General features: G+C 71.8%; 19 protein-coding genes. 17 read left to right on the top strand and 2 right to left on the bottom strand.

Translation table 11 applies throughout. The annotated features are described in order from the left end of the window. The first annotated feature begins 164 nt into the window (after window positions 1–164). Both ACFYW8_RS22935 and ACFYW8_RS22930 read left to right on the top strand, forming a co-directional pair. On the top strand, window positions 165–398 hold the full coding sequence (locus ACFYW8_RS22935) for a type II toxin-antitoxin system VapB family antitoxin (RefSeq protein WP_365871093.1): 234 nt from the start codon (window positions 165–167) through the stop codon (window positions 396–398). Further along, window positions 395–802, top strand: coding sequence for a PIN domain nuclease (locus ACFYW8_RS22930; protein ID WP_365871091.1), 408 nt, complete (start codon window positions 395–397; stop codon window positions 800–802). Before ACFYW8_RS22935 ends, ACFYW8_RS22930 begins: the two co-directional genes overlap by 4 nt. Before the next feature lie 60 nt (window positions 803–862). Here ACFYW8_RS22930 and ACFYW8_RS22925 read toward each other — a convergent pair whose 3' ends face one another. Next, complete coding sequence (locus ACFYW8_RS22925; protein ID WP_389078933.1) at window positions 863–1,009, bottom strand: hypothetical protein; 147 nt, start codon at window positions 1,007–1,009, stop codon at window positions 863–865. 109 nt (window positions 1,010–1,118) lie between these two features. Between ACFYW8_RS22925 and ACFYW8_RS22920 the strand changes: the two genes are divergently transcribed. The 11 genes from ACFYW8_RS22920 to ACFYW8_RS22870 all read left to right on the top strand — a co-directional run bounded on the left by ACFYW8_RS22920 (window position 1,119) and on the right by ACFYW8_RS22870 (window position 11,541). After that, window positions 1,119–1,247, top strand: coding sequence for a hypothetical protein (locus ACFYW8_RS22920; RefSeq protein WP_389078929.1), 129 nt, complete (start codon window positions 1,119–1,121; stop codon window positions 1,245–1,247). A 166-nt stretch (window positions 1,248–1,413) separates the two neighbouring features. Next, entirely contained in the window at window positions 1,414–2,406 is a 993-nt protein-coding gene (locus ACFYW8_RS22915; RefSeq protein ID WP_389078924.1) for an AfsA-related hotdog domain-containing protein, read from the top strand. Further along, window positions 2,403–3,458 carry a beta-ketoacyl-ACP synthase III gene (locus tag ACFYW8_RS22910; protein ID WP_365871083.1) on the top strand — a complete coding sequence of 352 codons (1,056 nt, stop codon included), beginning with the start codon at window positions 2,403–2,405 and terminating at the stop codon, window positions 3,456–3,458. The genes ACFYW8_RS22915 and ACFYW8_RS22910 overlap by 4 nt, the downstream gene beginning before the upstream one ends. Window positions 3,459–3,475: 17 nt before the next feature. Beyond that, window positions 3,476–3,715, top strand: a complete 240-nt coding sequence (locus ACFYW8_RS22905) for an acyl carrier protein (protein ID WP_389078919.1) — start codon at window positions 3,476–3,478, stop codon at window positions 3,713–3,715. Continuing rightward, window positions 3,712–4,944 carry a beta-ketoacyl-[acyl-carrier-protein] synthase family protein gene (locus tag ACFYW8_RS22900; RefSeq protein ID WP_365871078.1) on the top strand — a complete coding sequence of 411 codons (1,233 nt, stop codon included), beginning with the start codon at window positions 3,712–3,714 and terminating at the stop codon, window positions 4,942–4,944. Before ACFYW8_RS22905 ends, ACFYW8_RS22900 begins: the two co-directional genes overlap by 4 nt. Window positions 4,945–4,961: 17 nt before the next feature. Beyond that, entirely contained in the window at window positions 4,962–5,927 is a 966-nt protein-coding gene (locus ACFYW8_RS22895; RefSeq protein WP_389078914.1) for an aldo/keto reductase, read from the top strand. Between the two features lie 4 nt (window positions 5,928–5,931). Beyond that, the gene (locus ACFYW8_RS22890; RefSeq protein ID WP_389078909.1) at window positions 5,932–6,816 is read left to right on the top strand and encodes an HAD family hydrolase; all 885 of its coding nucleotides are present in this window, start codon (window positions 5,932–5,934) and stop codon (window positions 6,814–6,816) included. Next, window positions 6,803–7,840 (top strand): ketoacyl-ACP synthase III family protein, encoded by a 1,038-nt coding sequence (locus tag ACFYW8_RS22885; protein WP_389078904.1) that lies wholly within the window; start codon window positions 6,803–6,805, stop codon window positions 7,838–7,840. Before ACFYW8_RS22890 ends, ACFYW8_RS22885 begins: the two co-directional genes overlap by 14 nt. 214 nt (window positions 7,841–8,054) lie before the next feature. Then, window positions 8,055–9,623 (top strand): MFS transporter, encoded by a 1,569-nt coding sequence (locus ACFYW8_RS22880; RefSeq protein ID WP_365871070.1) that lies wholly within the window; start codon window positions 8,055–8,057, stop codon window positions 9,621–9,623. Next, entirely contained in the window at window positions 9,620–11,152 is a 1,533-nt protein-coding gene (locus ACFYW8_RS22875) for an FAD-dependent monooxygenase (RefSeq protein WP_389078897.1), read from the top strand. The genes ACFYW8_RS22880 and ACFYW8_RS22875 overlap by 4 nt, the downstream gene beginning before the upstream one ends. Further along, window positions 11,149–11,541, top strand: a complete 393-nt coding sequence (locus tag ACFYW8_RS22870; RefSeq protein ID WP_261702565.1) for a PPOX class F420-dependent oxidoreductase — start codon at window positions 11,149–11,151, stop codon at window positions 11,539–11,541. The genes ACFYW8_RS22875 and ACFYW8_RS22870 overlap by 4 nt, the downstream gene beginning before the upstream one ends. Before the next feature lie 108 nt (window positions 11,542–11,649). On the opposite strand, the gene ACFYW8_RS22865 is transcribed toward ACFYW8_RS22870, so the two are convergent. Then, entirely contained in the window at window positions 11,650–12,183 is a 534-nt protein-coding gene (locus tag ACFYW8_RS22865) for a cysteine hydrolase family protein (protein WP_389078890.1), read from the bottom strand. A 64-nt stretch (window positions 12,184–12,247) separates the two neighbouring features. On the opposite strand from ACFYW8_RS22865, the gene ACFYW8_RS22860 reads away from it, so the two are divergent. The 4 genes from ACFYW8_RS22860 (at window position 12,248) to ACFYW8_RS22845 (ending at window position 18,568) form a co-directional block, all read left to right on the top strand. Next, complete coding sequence (locus ACFYW8_RS22860; RefSeq protein ID WP_389078885.1) at window positions 12,248–13,108, top strand: alpha/beta fold hydrolase; 861 nt, start codon at window positions 12,248–12,250, stop codon at window positions 13,106–13,108. 61 nt (window positions 13,109–13,169) lie between these two features. Continuing rightward, entirely contained in the window at window positions 13,170–13,508 is a 339-nt protein-coding gene (locus tag ACFYW8_RS22855; RefSeq protein WP_365871062.1) for a hypothetical protein, read from the top strand. A 489-nt stretch (window positions 13,509–13,997) separates the two neighbouring features. Further along, window positions 13,998–17,270 (top strand): BTAD domain-containing putative transcriptional regulator, encoded by a 3,273-nt coding sequence (locus tag ACFYW8_RS22850; protein WP_389078877.1) that lies wholly within the window; start codon window positions 13,998–14,000, stop codon window positions 17,268–17,270. Continuing rightward, on the top strand, window positions 17,267–18,568 hold the full coding sequence (locus ACFYW8_RS22845) for an MFS transporter (RefSeq protein WP_389078872.1): 1,302 nt from the start codon (window positions 17,267–17,269) through the stop codon (window positions 18,566–18,568). Before ACFYW8_RS22850 ends, ACFYW8_RS22845 begins: the two co-directional genes overlap by 4 nt. The last annotated feature ends 2 nt before the right edge of the window (window positions 18,569–18,570 follow it).

Raw genomic sequence — 18,570 nt, 5'->3', positions numbered from 1 at the left:
TCGGCTGGAGCACACCGTCAACGGCTCCGCCCCCTCCCCGAAGCGGCTTGCGGCGCACCGGGAGGCGTTCCCGAAGAGCAGAGTTCCGTCGCGTACTGAACCCATCCGATGTTGGCGATGTACGCTGAACGCATACATCGTGGATGTCGGGAGGTGGTGGCTCGATGTCGGTCACACAGATCGATCTCGATGACGAGGCGCTGACTGAAGCCATGCGGCTCATGGGCGCCACGACGAAGAAGGAGACCGTGAACGCGGCCCTTCGGGACTACGTGGCCCGGATCAAGCGGCTCGAAGCCGCCGAGAAGCTCGCCGCGCGGGGCGCGAGAGGCGAGTTCGAGCAGGCGTCGGCGGCGCGTGACGCGTCGAAGCGCGCCCGGCTCGCGGCCTTCGAGTGATCACGTATCTGCTGGACACCTCCGCTCTGTGGCATCTGTTCCGCACCCCCGGGGCGCTGCGCCCGTGGGAGGGACACATCGCTGCCGGGGTGTTCCACATCTGCGAGCCGACCCGTACCGAGTTCCTCTACTCGGCCACCAGCCCCTCCCACCGGGATGAGCTCGCGGAGGAGTTGGACGCGCTCTGCCTGCTCTCTCCGGTTCCGAAGAGCGCCTGGCGTTGGGTCGACACCGCCCAGTACAAACTCACTCAGCGGGGCCAGCATCGCGCGGCAGGTCCGATCGACCTGCTGGTGTGTGCGACAGCGGTCCACCACGGCCACACCGTCCTTCACGTGGACAACGACTTCGCGACGGTGGCCGGAGTGCTCAAGGAAGTGCAGCAGCGAGACGCGCGAGCCTGATCTCCCGGCGCCGGTCCGCTTGTCGGGCTGTCGGAGTTTCGTTGACCGACGACCACGTCACTACCCCGGGGCGAACTCGGTCGGTCCCCTGAGTGCGGCTGCCGCGCCGTGCGGATCCACGAGCCGTGCGGCAAGGGTGGCCTCCGCGAGCCGTGCGGCGGCGTCCGCAGCCCACCCCGGCAGGCCGACGACCTTGACCGGCTGCACGAGGCGTCTCCCTACGGGCTGTTGAAGGACCCCGCGGCATCCGGAACGTGGCCCTGGCAGTCCACGAGGGGGTCCTGTGCGGCCCGCGCTTGTTGCGGCGACCCACTCGGTGGCCACTCCCGATGGGTTTGTCGGCGACCTCGCTGTGGTCCTCCCCGCTGCCCTGTCCGTGGCCCTCCCGGAGATCCTCGCGGCGGCCCCCGTCTGCGACCCGCTCAGCGGCCTGTCCCTGCCCTGACAGCGGCAGGCCGACCCCTTACACGCTCCGACAGCGGGACGAAAGACGGCGTGGCTAGTTTCGTCATCGTCAACCGCGGACGTGTTGGTCCGGGGTGCACGACTACGAGATTCCGGGAGCGTCGGCGCGAGTGGCGCCGCGCCACCGGTAGGGGGGTTAGCCACCGATGACGGTGTCAACAAGTACCTTTGCGTCCGGTGTCCGGGCACTGGAGTTCGTCCGGTCCGTCGACCGGCGTCTCCTCCATCGCCGGGCCCTGTCGGAAGTGTTCCTCACCGACACCACGGCGGTGGACGGGCAGAGCTTTCTCGCGGGCGCCCAGCTCCCTTCCTCGCACGCCTACTTCACCGACCACATCGGTCACACGGTCGTCGACCCGATCCTGCTCCTGGAGTGCGCCCGGCAGGCCGAGACGTACGGCGCGCACACGCACCTCGGCGTCGACGGCGACACGAAGTTCGTCCTGCAGTCGTGGTCCATGCGGCTGCCCGGCCTGTTCACCGCGTACTCCGGCGACCCGGCGGAGCTGACCGTGGAGGTCACGACCGACCGGCCCGCCGACGCGACCGCGCCGGCCCGGTCCGTCGCCTATGGGATGCGCTTCCTGCTCCTCGGCGAGGAGGTCGGCGAGGCCCGTATGGCGGTCGGCTACCTGTCGTCGGGGACGTACTCCTTCGTCCGTTCGAAGCGGCGCGGCAGTCCGCCCGTCTCGTCCGACGACGTCGCGACCGTCCCGGCGACGGTCGCCCCCCAGGACCTCGGGCGCGCGAACCCGGTCAACGCGCTGCTCGTCGACCCCGTGCGCGACGGCGACGGAATCTCCGCCGGGGTGCGGATCCCCAACGACAACCCGAGCATGTTCGACCACGCGCAGGACCACCTGCCGGGCATGGTGCTCACGGAGGCGGCGCGGCAGGCCGCCCTGCTCGCCGGCGCCCGGCTCCTCGGCCGGCCCGCGGAGCGGACCACGCTGGTCGGCTTCGACCTCGGCTTCGCCAAGTTCGCCGAACTCGACGCGCCGACCACGGTCAGCGTGGTGCCCGACGGCGGCGACGGGGTCCAGGCCTTCCGGATCGCCTTCCGGCAGAACGGCGAGGAGGTCGCGTCCGGCACCGTGGAGACCACCGCCGTCCCCGCGTCGCACCGGAGCGCCCGGTGAGCGGACGGGCCGCCGTACTGGCGGGACTCGGAGGCTGGCTGCCGCCGACGCGGATCACCAACGAAGACCTCGCCCGGCGGTTCGACACCTCGGACGAATGGATCACCACCCGTACCGGGATCCGGCAGCGGTTCGTGGTCCCGCCCGGCCTGTCCACCTCGGACGTGGCGGTCGAGGCCGGGGCCCGGGCACTCGCCTCGGCGGGTACGGAGTCGGTGGACCTCCTCGTCCTCGCCACGAGCACCCCGGACCATCCGTGCCCGGCCACGGCGCCGGAAGTGGCCAGCCGGCTCGGGCTCGGAGAGATACCCGCGTTCGACGTGGCCGCCGTGTGCACGGGGTTCGTGTACGCCCTGGCGACCGCGTCGAGCATGATCCGGGCGGGGATCGCCGACAGCGCCCTGGTGATCGGCGCCGACACCTTCTCCACCATCCTCGACCCCGGGGACCGTACGAACAGGGCGATCTTCGGGGACGGCGCGGGAGCGATGGTGCTGCGCGCCGGAAGTCCGCGCGAACGCGGCGCGATGCTCGGGTTCGACCTGGCCAGCGACGGTTCCCAGGCCGACCTGATCACGGTGCCGGGCGGCGGGTCCGAACACCGCTCGAAGGGCCTCACCGAACCGGGTGACGAGTTCTTCACGATGCGGGGCCGTTCGGTGTTCCGCAACGCCGTGACGCGGATGAGCGAGTCGTCGCGGCGGCTGGCGAAACAGCTCGACTGGCCCGTCGAGTCCGTCGACCGGCTCGTCGCCCATCAGGCGAACATCCGCATCCTGACCGCCGTGGGCAATGAACTCGGGCTGCCCGAGGAGAAGTTGGTGGTCAACCTCGACCGGGTCGGCAACACGGTCGCCGCCTCCATCCCGCTGGCGCTGACCGACGCGGTGCACACCGGCTCGATCGCACCGGGACACCGGGTGCTGCTGTGCGGCTTCGGCGGAGGCCTCACCTGGGGGGCCGCGGCCCTGGAGTTTCCCGAGGTGTCCGTCGAACCACTGCCGGGTCCCCCGGCGCCTGCCGAATCCACCTGCACGAACCGAACGAAGTGAACGAAGGAAGCGCAAACATGAGTGCTGTACAGGAAAAGCTGACCGGTCTGCTCGTCTCCCAGCTCGGCGTGCCCGCAGCGAAGATCGAGCCGGACATCTCCTACAAGGACCTCGCCCTCGACTCGCTCGCGCTGATCGAGCTGACCATGATCATCAACAGGGAGCTGGGGGTCGACCTCACCGACGACGAACTCCAGGGCGAGACGACCATAGGGGAGACCGTCGAGCTCATCGAGTCCCAGGGCGTGCGCGCGTGACCCACCCCTCGAACGGGGCCGTGGCGATCACGGGTGTCGGACTCGTGACCGCCGCCGGCCTCGACGCGCGGACGAGCTGGGAGCGTGTGTGCTCCGGCCGGCCGACCGCCGCCTTCGATCCCGGACTCGCCGGTCTCCCGGTCGACTTCTCCTGCCGTGTGCCGGGCTTCGACGCCGGGGAGTTGCTCGGGCCGGGCAACGCCTGGCGGCTGGACCGCTTCACACAGCTGGCGATCGTCGCCGCCCGCCAGGCGGTGGCCGACGCGGGCCTCGACCCGGAGAGCTGGGACGGCACCCGCGTGGGCGTCATCATCGGCAACTCCCTCGGCGGTACGGGAACGTGGGAGCAGCAGCACCGCCGCTTCCTGGAGGACGCGCCCAAGAGCGTCTCCCCGCTGATGATCCCCATGGGGATGTCGAACATGGTCGCGGGCCACACGGCCATCGACGTCAAGGCGTTCGGGCCGAGCATGGTCACCGCCACCGCCTGCGCGTCCGGCTCCAACGCCATCGGCCTGGCCCGGGACCTGCTGCGGTCCGGGACCTGCGACGTGGTGCTCGCCGGCGGAGCCGAGGCCGCCCTGACGCCCGCGACCATCACCGGCCTGACGCGGATGGGCGGGCTCTCGGGGCGGCGCGAGGACCCGGGCGCCGCGTCCAGGCCGTTCGACGCGGCGCGCGACGGCTTCGTCGCGGCGGAGGGCGCGGGGATCCTCGTACTGGAGCGGCCCGAGGACGCGCGGGCGCGCGGCGCCTCGGCCTACGCGAACGTGATCGGCTTCGGCTCGTCGACGGACGCGTACCACGCCACCGCTCCCGACCCGAGCGGAGCCGGGATGGAGCGCGCCCTGCGCGCCGCCCTCGCCGACGCGGGCGCCGGGACGGACGAGGTGGACCACGTCAACGCGCACGGCACCTCCACCCCGCTCAACGACGTCGCCGAGGGCCGCGTGCTGCGCCGGGTCCTGGGCGAGCGTCCGCTGGTCACCTCGACCAAGGGCGTCACGGGCCACGCGCTCGCCGCCGCCGGCGCCATCGAGGCCGCCTTCACCGCGCTGGCGCTGCGCCACGGCGTGGTCCCGCCGACGGCCAACCTCACCGAGCTCGACCCCGAGATCGACCTCGACGTCACGAGGGGCAAGGCGGCAAAGGCCGACCTGGAGGTCGCGGTGAGCACATCACTCGGTTTCGGCGGCCACAACGCCGCACTCGTATTCGCGGCTGTCTGAAGAGAAAAGGAGGAAACGTGCGCCTGAGGAATCTGGGCAACACGGGAATCAGGATCGGTGGCGTCGGCCTCGGGTGCATGGGCATGAGCTGGCTCTACCAGGAGTCCGCCCGGGACGACGAACGCTCCATCCGGGTCATCAACGAGGCACTGGACCTCGGCGGGAACCTGCTGGACACGGCCGATCTCTACGGAGCGGGCCACAACGAGACGCTGCTGGGCAAGGCCCTCGCGGGCCGCCGGGACGAGGCGGTCGTCGCGACGAAGTTCGGCATCGTCCTGGACGACCTCCAGCACCGGGCGGCCCACCGCGACAACTCACCGGCCTATCTGCGTACGGCGGTCGAGGCCAGCCTGCGACGGCTGAACATCGATGTCATCGACCTCTACTACGTCCATCGCATCGACCCCGCCGTCCCGCTCGCGGAGACCTGGGGCCTGATGGCGGAGCTCGTCGACGAGGGCAAGGTGCGCTGGCTCGGCCTGTCCGAGGCCACCGTCGCACAGGCCCGCGAGGCGCACGAGATCCACCCGGTGACCGCCGTCCAGTCCGAACTCTCGCTGTGGACACGCGACGCGCTGGAGGGCGAGTCGGGCGGGATGGTCGGCTGGTGCGAGAGCGTGGGGGCGAGCTTCATCCCGTTCGCGCCGCTGGGCCGCGGCTTCCTCACCGGGACGCTGCACGCCGGCCAGTTCGAGGACAGCGACTTCCGCACCGCCAACGAGCGCTTCCACCGCACCGCGATGGAGGCGAACCAGCGCATCGTCGACGTGATCCGGGAGGTCGCCGACCGACGTTCCGTCACGCCCGCCCAGGTGGCCATCGCCTGGACGCTGGCGCAGGGCGAGAGGGTGGTGCCGATCCCCGGCACCAAGAACTCCCGCTATCTGCGGGAGAACCTGGCCGCGGTGGAGGTCCGCCTCACCGAGGAGGACCTGGCCGATCTGGCCGCGCTGCCCGCCGCGGTCGGAAGCAGGTACTGAGCGCATGAGCGACGACACCCGGCCCACCGGGGGCGGGCCGAGGTCCGCCGGGCCCGTCCGGATCGCGTTCTTCGATGTCGACGAGACGCTCATCGACACCAAGAGCATGTTCTCCTTCCTGGAGTTCCACTTGGCCGATCCGGACCGGTACCGGGCGGCAGCCGGCGAGTTGACGCGGGCGGCACGGGCCGGCGTGCCCCGCGAGGAGACCAACCGCGCCTACTACCGCAACTACGCGGGGATGGAACAGACCGCCGTCGCCGAGAGCGGGCGCCGCTGGTTCGCCCGCGAGCGGCAGCGGGACGGCTTCTTCCACGAGGAGGCCGTACGGGAGCTGCGCCGGTTCCGGGCCGAGGGGTGCCAGGTCGCGCTCGTCTCGGGGTCGTTCCGGGCCTGCCTCGACCCGATCGCGGAGCACCTCGGAGCGGACCACCTGCTGTGCGGCGAGCCCGAGGTGGTCGTCGGCCGCTACACCGGCGAGGTGCGCGGCGTGATGATCGGCGAGGCGAAGGCCACGGCCGCCCGCGCGCTGATGAAGCGGTCGGGCGCACGTCCCGGGGATTGCGTGGCGTACGGCGACCACGCGTCGGATCTGCCACTGCTGACCTGCGTGGGTGGTGCGGGGGTGGTCGGGGCCGACCCGGTGCTCGCCGAACACGCGGACCGGTTCGGCTGGATCCGCTTGCCGGGGACCGGCGGGTCCGCAGCGGCGGCACAGGGGTCCGCCGCTGCGGACCCGTCCAGGCACCCGTCCGCCTCCCCTCCGGCAGCCCCGCTCGCTCCGTCCGCCCGACCGGCTCCCATCACCCCAGCCGCTCCCATCACCCCATCCGCTCCATCCACCCCACCCGCGTCGAGCACGGAGGAACCCAACTATGCGACTCGGTAACGGACTGGGGATCAGGGCCGTCAGGACCTGTCTGCCGGAGACCGTCGAGACCGCCGTGGACGCCGTCGCGCGGGGCAGGATCGCGGAGGACGACCTGACGAACACCGGCGTCACCGAGGTCCCGGTCTCGGGAACGGTCTCGGCGCCGGACATGGCGGTGCAGGCGGCGCACGGCGCGCTCGACGCGGCGGGCTGGGACGGCGCCGACCTCGGTTTCACCGCGCATGCCTGGATCCATCACCAGGGCCACGACTTCTGGTCACCCGCGCACTACGTGGCGCACCGGGTCGGCGCGGTGCGCGGTGTACCGCTGGGCATCCAGGTGATGTGCAACGGCGGCGGCACCGCGCTGGAGGCGGCCGCGTCGCGGCTCCTGGCCGACAGCACCACCGGCACCGCGCTGGTCACCACCGGCGACCGTTTCCCCGACGAGGGCTTCGACCGCTGGGCGGGTGACTACGGCGTCTTCTACGGCGACGGCGCGACGGCGATCCTGCTGCACGAACGCGACGACCTCCTCGACGAGTTCACGCTCCTCGGCCTGTCCAGCGCCGCCGTCTCGGCGGCCGAGGGACTGCACCGGGGCCGGGACGAGTTCACCCCGGCGACCCGGTGGAACAGCGACCGGATCGACGTCAAGCGCACCAAGAAGGCGTTCATCAACGATGTCGGCCTCGACGGCTTCTACGGCGGAGTGCACCTCGCCCTGCGCGGCATCGTCACGACCGCGCTGGAGGAGGCCGGCATCGACGTCGACGACCCTCGCATCCGGGTTCTCGCCCTCCCCAGGGTGGGCATCAAGGTCCGCCGCGAGACGTACCACCCGGCGGTCGAGGGTCTGACCAAGGCCCAGATCGTCGAACTGGGCAACCGGACGGGCCACTTGGGGGCCGGAGACATGGCCGCGAATCTGGCCGACATCCGGGAGCGGGAGCTCCTCGGGCCGGGTGACATCGCCGTCGCCATCTCGGCGGGCGGGGGCTTCGGCTTCACCTGCGCGGTCGTCGCCCGGCCCGCCCGCTGACCCACTCGGCCCCCACCCGTACGCCTGTCCCACCCGTTACATCCATGCCCTCTCCCGTTACACCCATCCGCACTCCCGTACGGCCATCCCCCCTCCCGCACACCGATCCCCCCACTCGTCACACCGATCCCCCCACTCGTCACACCGATCCCCCCACCCGTACATCCATCCCCCCGTCAACTCCCCCCATCAACCCCCTGGAAGGGGACGTTTCATGAGTACGGCTCGTCCGGACACCGGTCGCGGCAATCCGACACTGACGCTCGTCGCGGTCTGTCTCGCCGTCCTGGTCCTGCCCGCCTCGCTGACCGGTACCTCCGTCGCGCTTCCGGAGATCAACTCCGATCTGCACGTGGGGCTCGCCTCGCTGCAGTGGGTGGTCAACGCCTACAACCTCGCCTTCGCCTGCTTCATGCTGGGCTGCGGCTCGCTCGCGGACATCGTCGGCCGACGGCGGATGTTCACCGCCGGTACCGTCCTGTTCGGCCTGTCGACCCTGGCCAGCGCGGTGACGTCGAGCATCACGGTGCTCGACGTGGCACGTGCGCTGGCCGGACTCGGGGCCGCGGCGGTGATGACCTCGGGCGCCGCGATACTGGCCACGACGTTCGAGGGAGCCGCCCAGGCGCGGGCCTTCGCGATCCTCGGCTCCTCGGCCGGTGCCGGCCTGGCACTCGGCCCCTCGACCGCGGGTCTGCTCGTCAACACCTTCGGCTGGCGTTCGGTGTTCTTCTCGCACCTGGTCATCTCGGTGCTCGTGCTCGTCGCGGTGCCGCTGATGCCGGAGTCGAGGAACCCCGCCGCGACGAAGGTCGACTGGGCCGGCATCACGACGTTCACGCTGTCCCTGTTCTGCCTGATGTACGCCATCGTCCAGGGGCCGCAGCAGGGCTGGACGAGCGGTGGAACGCTGCTGCTGTTCGCCGCGGCGGTCGTACTGATGGCACTGTTCGCCGTCGCCGAACTGCGGCAGCGCCAGCCCATGATCCAGCTCTCGCTCCTCAAGCAGGGCCGCTTCATGGCGGTTTCGCTGATCCCCGTCGCGCTGTCCTTCAGCTTCGTGTGCCTGCTGGTGCTGCTGCCCACGTACTTCACCGGGGTCGCGGGGATGAGCACGAACGCCTCGGGCGCCACGATGATGCTGCTCACCCTGCCGGTCCTGGTGGTTCCGCTCGTCGTCGGCAAGCTGGTCAAGAACGGCGTGTCCACCCGGCTCGTCCTCACCCTGAGCCTCGTGGTCGCCGCGGTGGGCGCGGGCTGGCTCACCCTGATCGACCCGGACGCGACGGTGGTGGCACTGGCCGGTCCGCTGCTCCTGCTCGGCGTCTCGATGGGCATGACTGCCGGTCTGGTGGACGGCGCGGCGATCACCTCCGTGGAGCCGGCGCAGATGGGTGCCGCCGCCGGCCTCTTCAACACGATGCGCCTGGCCGGTGAGGCGTTCGCCATCGCCGTGATGAGCGCCGTGCTGCTCAACTCGACGCGCTCGCACATCTCCGACGGCCTGTCCGCGGTCCGGGGCGCGAACGGCGTCGACGCGGGCGCCATGGCCGACCGCGTGATCGCCGGCGACACGGCCGGGGCGGCCGGCACCGTCGCCCGTTCCGCCCGCTCCGGCTTCCTCGACCTGCTCGCCGACAGCTACACCGACGGTCTGCACCTGGTGCTGTGGGTGGTCGTCGCCATCTGTGCCGCGAGCGCCGTGCTGGTGAGCGTGATGCTGCGCGAGCGCGTCCGGCCGGCCGCGGCCGCCGAACCCGCCGTCGAGAAGGCCACCGTATGACCGCCCCCGCGGAGGCGCTCCCCGTCCTGGTCGCGGGCGCGGGACCGGCCGGGCTCACCGCGGCGACCGAACTCACCCGGCGCGGCGTACCGGTCCGCTGCGTGGACAGGGCCGACGGCCCCAGCACGCTGTCGAAGGCGTTGGGCCTGTGGCCGCGTACCGTCGAGCTGATCCACCGGGTCGGCGGGCAGGACATGCTCGCCACCCGTGCGCTGCCCCAGTCGCAGATGCGGTACTACTCCGACGGGAAGGTCATAGCCGACCTCCGCTACCGAGCGGAGACCCGGCCGCTGATCTGCCCGCAGCCGGACATCGAGGAGGTCCTGCGGACCAACTTCGCCTCGGTCGGCGGCGCCGTGCGGTGGCGTACCGAACTGCTCGGCTTCGAGCAGCTGGACGACCGGGTCCGTGCCCGGCTGCGCCACCAGGACGGCACCGAGCACGAGGAGGAGTTCGCGTACGTCATCGGGGCGGACGGGGCGAGCAGCACGGTCCGCGGCCGGCTCGGCATCGGCTTCGAAGGATCCACGTACGAACTGCGGTTCGTGGTCGCGGACGTGATGGTCGACACCCGTTTCGACCACCGGATGACGCACTACTTCTGCTCACCGCGAGGCATCCTGGTGGCCTGCGGCCTGCCGGACGGACGCTGGCGCGTGTTCACCTCGGCGCCGCCCGGGGTGAACCAGGAGGACGTCGACCTGGACATGGTGCAGAGCCTGGTCGACGAGCGCGGGCCCGGCGGCATCCGGCTTCGCGACCCCGACTGGATCAGTGTCTTCAACGTGCACGCGCGGCATGCAGACACGACACGGGACGGCAGGGTCTTCCTGATCGGGGACGCCGCGCACATCCACAGCCCGGCCGGCGGGCAGGGCCTCAACACCGGTGTCAACGACGCCCACAACCTGTCCTGGAAGCTCGCCCTCGTCTGGCACGGGCACACCGCCGAACGGCTGCTCGACACCTATGTGAGCGAGCGCGGGGACGCGGCGCGCGCGGTGGTGCGCCAGGCCGACGTGCAGACGAAGCTGTGGCTGCTGCGCAAGGGCCACCAGGTCCTCCTGCGCGACAGCCTGCTGCGTGTCGCGTCGGGCCTGCGTCTCTTCGACCTGGCGTACATTCCGTGGCTCGCCGGGCTGCGGACGAGATACCGGACCGAACCCTCGGCCGGGAAGAAGACGGCCGGGTTCGTGCCCGGCGCGCTGGTGCCGCAGCCGCTGCGCGGGGAACTCGACGATCTGCGCCACACGTTGATCCTGACGGGGTCGCGGGACGAGTCGGCTCGTGAGCTGACACGGTGGTGCGCGGACCGGCTCGGCGCGGTGCTCGACGTCCGCACCGGGCCGCACCGCCGCACCGGGGCGCACCGCGGAAAACCCGCCCTCGTGCTCGTCCGGCCGGACGGTCACGTGGATTCGATCACCAGGGACGCCCGCGCGACGCGGGCACGACTGACGGACCTGTTCCGCCCCCTGCTCGGTGCCGGGCAGGACGAACAACGGAAAGTGAAGGAACACACCGTATGAGCCTCATTCCGGAAAGCCACCGGGACCTGCTGGAGCGGCCGCTCTTCGGCCATCTGGCCACGATCCGGGCGGCGGGCGACGGTCCGCAGGTGAACCCCATGTGGTTCTCCTGGGACGGAGAGTACGTCCGCTTCACCAACACGACGGTCCGCTACAAGTACAAGAACATCACGGCCGACCCGCACGTCGCGGTGTCGGTCAACGACCCGGAGCAGCCCTACCGTTACCTGGAGATCCGCGGCGAGGTGGTGCGGATCGACGACGACTCGTCCGGCGAGTTCTTCGCGCAGCTCGCGGAGCGGTACGGGATGAAGCTGGACGGCCCGCCGCCGGACGTCGCGCACCGCATCGTCTACGTGGTCAAGCCCACGGCGGTCAGCCACCAGTGAACCGGTGGCCTGAGGCCGCACCGGTGAACCGGTCGGCCTGAGGCCGCACCACGGCGACCCGCCGGGCCGCGAAGGCCGGCTCCCGCCGGCACCTTCGCGGCCCCGGGGTCAGCTCCCGCCGACCGTGGCGGCCACGAAGTCCGAGACCAGGCCGGTGCGCGCGCCGAGCGCGGTGAGCCGGTCGAGTGCCTCGCGGTGCTGCGCCTCGTCCACGCTGGCGGTGGCGTCGGAGACGACGACCACTTCGTAGCCCAGGCGCAGCGCCGTCGCGGCGGTGGCGGCGACGCCGTGCGCGGTGGACAGACCGGCGATCACGACCTGGGTGACGCCTTCGCCGCTCAGGCGGTCGTGGAGATCGGTGCCCTCGAAGGCGTCGAGGCCGTGCTTGGTCACCAGGCTTTCGCCGGCCCGCGGTTCGAGACCGGGGACCAACTGGTTGGGGGCGGCGTCGACGCCCCCGTCGGCGCCGTCGGCTCGTACGTACCGGACGAGGACGACGGTCGAGGAGCCGGTGCTCGCGAAGTGCTCGCGCAGCCTTTCGCAGGCGTCGCTCACGACATCGCCGCCGGCCGGCTGCCACGGCATGTCGACGATCCACCGTTGCAGATCAACCAGGACAAGTGCCGTGTGTGCGCGGGTCATTCAGTTCCCCCAGGGCGGATGATCAGCGGTCCACCGCACCCTACCAAGGGGAAAACAGAGCCCGATGGAGAGGCCAATCGCGACGCAGGACGGCCTGCGACTGTGGACGGAGACGTTCGGCAGCCGACGCGATCCGGCGGTGCTGCTGGTGATGGGCGGCACGGCGCCGGGCATCGTGTGGCCGGACGAGCTGTGCCGGCTGATCGCCGCGGACGGGTACTTCGCGGTTCGCTACGACCACCGGGACACCGGCAGGTCGGGCAAGTCCGGCGGCGAGTACGACCTGTCGACGCTGGCCGCGGACGCCGCCGACGTGATCGTCGGGCTCGGTCTGGGCTCGGCGCATGTGGTGGGCCAGTCCGTCGGCGGCATGGTGGCCCAGCTGCTCGCGCTCGACCGGCCCGAACTCGTCAGGTCGCTGGTGCTGTTGTCCAGTTCCCCGGACGCGAACGGCGACGTGCGGCTGCCGCCGCGCACCGGACTGCCCGGTCCGCGCCCGCCGATGCTGGAGCGGGCCGCACGGCTCACCGAGTCCCCGCCGCGGGGGCCCGAGGAGTCCATGGCCGCGGCGGTCGACGGCTGGCGGGTGCTGGTGGGGCCCGCCGTGCCGTTCGACCAGGCCTACTGGGCCGACCTGGTCCGGCGCGTGATGTCCCGCGGCCGTGAGCCCGACACCTCCTGGCGTCACGCGGCGGCCCTGGACCGCACGCCCCCGCTGACCGGCCGGATCGCCGCCCTCGACGTGCCGACCCTCGTCGTGCACGGCGAGCAGGACCCGGTCCTTCCGCTGGAGCACGGCGAGGAACTGCACCGGGTGATCCGCGGGGCACGCCTGTGGCGGATCGCAGGCATGGGCCACATCTTCCCGCCGCACTGGTCGTCGACCATCAGGTCGCTGGTCGTCGACCACCTGCGCCGGACCTGACCGCCGGATCCCGCTCCCCGGCACGGCCGTCGGACACGAATCGCGTACGAAGGAGACTGTGATGCGTCACGCAACCGGCAGGGCCGCTCCCCGGCACGCGCGGCCGAGACCGCACGGGGGCGCGGTGCCGGGCGGATGCCCCAAGCCCGAGGCGCACGGTCATGCCACGCTGCCGCACGTCCCGGAGCCCGGCGGCGCCCCTCGCGTGCCCGCCGCCGACGGCTCCGGCAAGCCGGCCGGTGAACCCCTCGCGGCTCCGGCCGCCGACGCCGGAGGCCAGGACGCGGAAAGCGATTTCCTCCAGGCGCTGCGCAGCCGGCGCCCTTCTTACCGCCTTGACGAGGTGTCCTTCTCGGATCCGCTGACGGCGGCGATATCCCGGTTCACGGGCACTGCTTGAGCGCACCTGTCCGTGCCGGAAATCCGGGCGACTTCGAAGCGGTCGGGAACTCGCCGCAAGGCCCACTCCGGCACGGCGGCCGTCATCGCGGGGAATTCCCTTGTCGTCGAACAGCCGTGGAACATCTTGTGAGGAAATTCCGCGCCGAACCACCCCCGGCGCACTCCGGGGACCTGGAGGGCCGCCCTCGGTCAGGTATCCGGAACCGCTCCCGCGGCCCTCACCTCGGCGGGTACGGGCCGAGAGCGATCGGACCCGCCGTGTGACAGATCGAACAAGGCGGAACTCCCGGCCCGCCTCCGGTGTCGTTTATGGTGGCAACCGCACGGCTGAGGGGTCCCCTTGCACGCGTTCCAGCAATGGCGCGGCGCGCGGCATCGGGAGGCCGTGCACACGCTTACGGGGGATGGCAAGAACTGCATGGCGCGAACAGAATTCGTCCCATTGCCAGGCGTCGCCGTGTCTGGCGCCGGGAACAGCTTCGGAATATTGGGAACGCTCTCCGCGCGCGTCTCCGGCAAAGAACTGGTAATCGATTCCGGGAAGCTCCGGGTGCTGCTGGCCGCCCTGTTGCTGCGGGCAGGTTCCGTGGTCGACAACGACCGTCTCGCCGACTGGCTGTGGGACGAGCGCAAGCCGTCGAACCCGCGCGGGGCGCTCCACACGTACGTACGACGGCTGCGGATGCTGCTCGGCGACTCCGGCCTGGTGGAGACGGCGGCCGGCGGCTACCGGATCGACGTGGCGGACGATGAGCTGGACCTGACGCGGTTCCGCCGCCTGGTCCGTCAGGCGCAGCAGGCGGAGACGCCGGAGGAGCGGACGCGGCTGCTGGCCGACGCGCTGAGCGTGTGGCGGGGCGCGCCGCTCGCGGACATCCCGTCGGACGCGTTACGCCGCGACGAGTGCCCGGCACTGGAGGACGAGCGGCTCGGCGTGCTGGAGGCGTACTTCGAGACCGAGCTCCACCTCGGCAGGCACGCGCAGCTGGTGAAGGAGCTGCGCACGGCGGCGATGGACAACCCCCTGCGGGAGAACTTCTGGAGCCTGCTGATGCTGGCTCTGTACCGCTCGGGGCGACAGGCGGAGGCGCTGGACATCTACCAGCAGGCCCGCCGCGAACTGGTCGGGCAACTCGGCGTCGAGCCCGGCGAACGGCTGCGCTCCCTGCACGCCGGCATCCTCGAATCGGACCCCGCGCTCGCGGCCCCGCACGGGCCGCGCCTCGGCGCCGTCACGGTGCCCGCGCAACTCCCGCCGCTGGCGCTCGGGTTCGTGGGCAGGGGTGATGTCGTCGGCCGGATCGAGACGATGCTTCCGCCGGCTCCGGACCGTACCGGCGTCCCCGTCGTGGTCCTGTCCGGGCCGCCCGGAGTGGGCAAGACGGCGCTCGCGGTATGGCTCGGCAGCCGGGTGCGGGGCGCCTTCCCCGACGGGCAGCTGTACGTGAACCTGCGCGGCTACGAGCAGGGCGGGGCGCACGCGCCGCTCCCGCCGGACCAGGTGCTCTCGCAGTTCCTGCGCAGCCTCGGCGTGCCCGCGGAGCAGATCCCGGTCGACCCGGTCGAACAGGCCAACCTCTTCCGGTCGAAGCTCACCGGGAAGAGTGTGCTGGTGGTACTGGACAACGCGTCCGGCGTCGAGCAGGTGCTGCCGCTGATCCCCGGTGACGCGGGATGTTCCGTACTGATCACCAGCAGACGGCAGTTGCGCTCCCTCGCGGTCACGCACGGCGCCCAGGTGATCCGGGTCGGCACGCTCAGCGCGCAGGAGTCGGCCGAGCTGGTCACCGGCATGCTGCGGCAGGCCGCGGTGGCGATCGAGCCCGAAGTGGTACGCGAAGTGGCCGCCCTGTGCTCGTACCTGCCGCTCGCGCTCCGGATCGCCGCGGCCAACCTGATCGGCGCCCCGGGCGGGCAGACCGAGGACTACGTGGAGAGTCTGCGGCGCGGAAACCGCCTCGCGGCCCTCGCCGTCGACGGCGACACGACCTCCGCCGTCTCCACGGCCATCGCCCTGTCGTACGACGCGTTGACCCCCGACGACCGCGCGGTCTTCCGGCTGGCCGGGCTCTTCCCGGGCTCCGACTTCACACCCGCCGCCGTGTCGGTGCTCGCCGACATCAGCGAGGCGCAGGCCCGGACCGGTCTGAGCCGTCTGGAGACGGCGAGCCTGCTGCAGCAACCCGCCCCCGGGCGTTACCAGTTCCACGACCTGCTGCGCGAGTACGCGCAAGGCCGCGCCCTTGCCGAGCACTGTGCGGGGGAGCGGGCCGAGGCCCTGGAACGGCTCGGCCAGTGGTATCTCGCGGGCGCCTGCGCCGCGGCCGACGTCCTCTACTCGGAGTTCGTGCGGCTCGCCCAACCGGAGCGGCCGAAGGCGACCTTCGACGCGCCGCTTTTCCCGAACGAGAGCCACGCGACGGCCTGGCTGCTGGCCGAGCGGCGCAATCTGATGGCCTGCGTGCGCCACTTCGGCACGCACGGCCCGCACCACCTGTCCTGGCATCTGGCCGACGCGCTGCGCGGCTTCTTCTGGACGGGCAAGTACCGCACGGAGTGGCGCGAGACGACCGGCATCGGCCTGTCCGCCGCCGAGTCCCTCGACGAGGAACGAGGCATCGCGGCCATGCACCGCAGCCTCGCCAACCTCCACAACACGCTGGGCGACTACGAGCGGGCCATCGCCCACCAGGAGAAGAGCCTCGCGCTGCACGACCGGCTCGGCATGGCCGAGGAGGTCGCGGCCACGCTCAACAACATGAGCCTCGCCCACCTCAGCCTGGGCCGGGGCGCGCAGGCGGAGGAGGCCGCACGGCGGGCGCTCGACGTCGCGTCCGCCATCCGGTCCTCCCGGCTGGAGGCCAGCACCCAGGGCCTGTTGGGGTTCATTCACTGGACGCGGGGAGACATGGCGCGCGCCACCGAGTGCCTCACGGCGTCGCTGGCCACCGCGGGCAGCCTCGGACTGCACCACATCAGCTCGTACAGCCTGCGCAACCTGGGCCTGGTGCGCCAGGCCACCGGGGAGCCGGCCGAGGCGCGGTCCTGTTTCGAGCGGGCGCTGAAGGTGTCCGAGTCCATCGATTCCTCGTACGACAGAAGCATCTCGCTGTACGGGCTCGCCCTCGTCGACCTGGACCTCGGCCGGCACGAGAGCGCGCTCGACTCGGCGCAGCGGGCCCTGAGTTCCTTCCAGGAGTGCGGCGACCGCACCTACGAGGTGGAGACGCTGTGTCTCCTGTCGGCCATCAGCGCGGGCCTCGACTCGCCGCCGCGGTCGGCCCGTTACGCCGCCGCGGCGCTCGACGGTGCCCGGCAGATCGGCTACGTCGCCGGCGAGGCGTACGCGCTGGCCCGCATGGCCGTCGCCGACGCGTCGCTGGGCCGCGAGGACGCGGCCGGGCACGCCGAGGAGGCCCGCTCCCTCGCCGAGGGGGGCGTGAACCACATCGCCCGCAGCAAGGTCCTCCTGGAACTGGCCCCGCTCTACCTGAGTCTGGGCGACCCGCACCGCGCCGAGGAGTGCGCGCGGCTGGCGCTCGCGCTGTCGCAGCGGACCGCGCAGCGGCTGAACATAGCCAGGGCCGAGCACGTCCTTGGCACCGTCGCCATGGCCGACGGCGACCACCCGACGGCGCGGGCGTACTGGACCCAGGCCCTGGAGGCGTTCACCGAGATCGGCGTCGCCGAGGCCGACGACGTACAAGCACGGCTCGACACCACACCCGCCGCACGATCACAGAACGGGACGACATCGTGAACACCCTTGTCGCGGAGGCGCGTCGCGTCTCCCCGAGGCGGGACCGGCTGCGGCCCTTGCTGGTCGCCTCCATCGGCAACGCCATGGAGTGGTTCGACTGGGCCGCGTTCGTGACGTTCGCCGCGCTGCTCGGCCCGCACTTCTACCCGGCGGGCGACACGACCACGAACCTTCTGCGGACCCTGTCGGTCTTCGCCGTCGGGTTCCTGTTCCGACCGCTCGGCGGGGCGCTGATCGGTGCCTACTGCGACCGCCGCGGCCGCACGACCGCGCTGCGGCTCTCCCTGCTGATGATGGCGGGCGGCAGCCTCCTGATCGCGCTCTGCCCGCCCTACCGGACGGTCGGCGTACTGGCCCCGGCGCTGCTCGTCGTGGCCAAGGCCCTCCAGGGGCTGTCCGCGGGCGGCGAGGGCGCGGCGATGAGCACGTACGTGAACGAGATCGCGCCGGGCGGGCGCCGCGGCCTGTACTCCAGCGCCGTCTACGTCAGCACCACCCTCGGCACCCTCGCGGCGACCCTGCTCGCGCTGCTCCTGCGCAACACGCTGACCCCCGCCGAGCTGGGAGACTGGGGCTGGCGTGTTCCCTTCGCGCTCGGCGCGCTGCTCGCCCTGTACGGCTGGTACCTGCGCGGCCGGATGCGCGAGACACCCGTCTTCGACGCGGTGCGGGAGCGCTCGCCCAACCCGGCGCGCCAGGTGCTGCGCACACACCCGCGCGCCGCCGCCCGCGTGGTCGCCTTCACTCTGGGCGCGACCGTCGTCTACTACACGTTCGCCTCGTACCTGCCGCTGTACGCCCAACTCCGTTACGGGATCCCCGCGAACGCCGCTCTGCAGGCCGCCGTCGTCGCCCAGGTGGTGTTCATGGCCGCGCTGCCGCTGTTCGGCATGGCCGCCGACCGGTGGGGGCGCCGTCCGCTGCTGCTGGTGTTCGGCTGCGGGTTCGCCTGTCTGTCCCCGCTGCTCTTCGGGCTCCTGTCGGGTTCGGCCGTGCGGCTGGGCGCGGTGATGACGGCGGCGCTGCTGCTGTTCGGCTGCTACGCGGGGGCGGCACCGTCGGCGACGCTGGAGATGTTCCCGACGTCGCTGCGGTCGAGTGGCGTCGGCCTGCCGTACGCGCTGACGGTGGCCCTGTTCGGCGGGACGGCGCCCTACCTGATCGAGTACCTCTCCGCGCACGGCCACGCCGCCTGGTACCCGTGGTACGTGGTGGCGCTCTGTCTGATCAGCACCGTGTCGTTCTTCCGGTACCGGGAGACCAAGGACGTGGACCTGGCGGCGGTCGGAGAGGGGTAGGC

This window comes from Streptomyces sp. NPDC002742, assembly GCF_042888885.1.
In the GTDB taxonomy this organism is placed as follows: Bacteria; Actinomycetota; Actinomycetes; order Streptomycetales; family Streptomycetaceae; genus Streptomyces.
This window is presented reverse-complemented; position numbering and strand designations above follow the sequence as displayed.

Coding starts and splice junctions, on each gene's coding strand:
- ACFYW8_RS22935 (WP_365871093.1), top strand. CDS start 165: ATGTCGGTCACACAGATCGATCTCGATGACGAGGCGCTGACTGAAGCC.
- ACFYW8_RS22915 (WP_389078924.1), top strand. CDS start 1,414: ATGACGGTGTCAACAAGTACCTTTGCGTCCGGTGTCCGGGCACTGGAG.
- ACFYW8_RS22905 (WP_389078919.1), top strand. CDS start 3,476: ATGAGTGCTGTACAGGAAAAGCTGACCGGTCTGCTCGTCTCCCAGCTC.
- ACFYW8_RS22890 (WP_389078909.1), top strand. CDS start 5,932: ATGAGCGACGACACCCGGCCCACCGGGGGCGGGCCGAGGTCCGCCGGG.
- ACFYW8_RS22885 (WP_389078904.1), top strand. CDS start 6,803: ATGCGACTCGGTAACGGACTGGGGATCAGGGCCGTCAGGACCTGTCTG.
- ACFYW8_RS22880 (WP_365871070.1), top strand. CDS start 8,055: ATGAGTACGGCTCGTCCGGACACCGGTCGCGGCAATCCGACACTGACG.
- ACFYW8_RS22875 (WP_389078897.1), top strand. CDS start 9,620: ATGACCGCCCCCGCGGAGGCGCTCCCCGTCCTGGTCGCGGGCGCGGGA.
- ACFYW8_RS22870 (WP_261702565.1), top strand. CDS start 11,149: ATGAGCCTCATTCCGGAAAGCCACCGGGACCTGCTGGAGCGGCCGCTC.
- ACFYW8_RS22865 (WP_389078890.1), bottom strand. CDS start 12,183: ATGACCCGCGCACACACGGCACTTGTCCTGGTTGATCTGCAACGGTGG.
- ACFYW8_RS22860 (WP_389078885.1), top strand. CDS start 12,248: ATGGAGAGGCCAATCGCGACGCAGGACGGCCTGCGACTGTGGACGGAG.
- ACFYW8_RS22855 (WP_365871062.1), top strand. CDS start 13,170: ATGCGTCACGCAACCGGCAGGGCCGCTCCCCGGCACGCGCGGCCGAGA.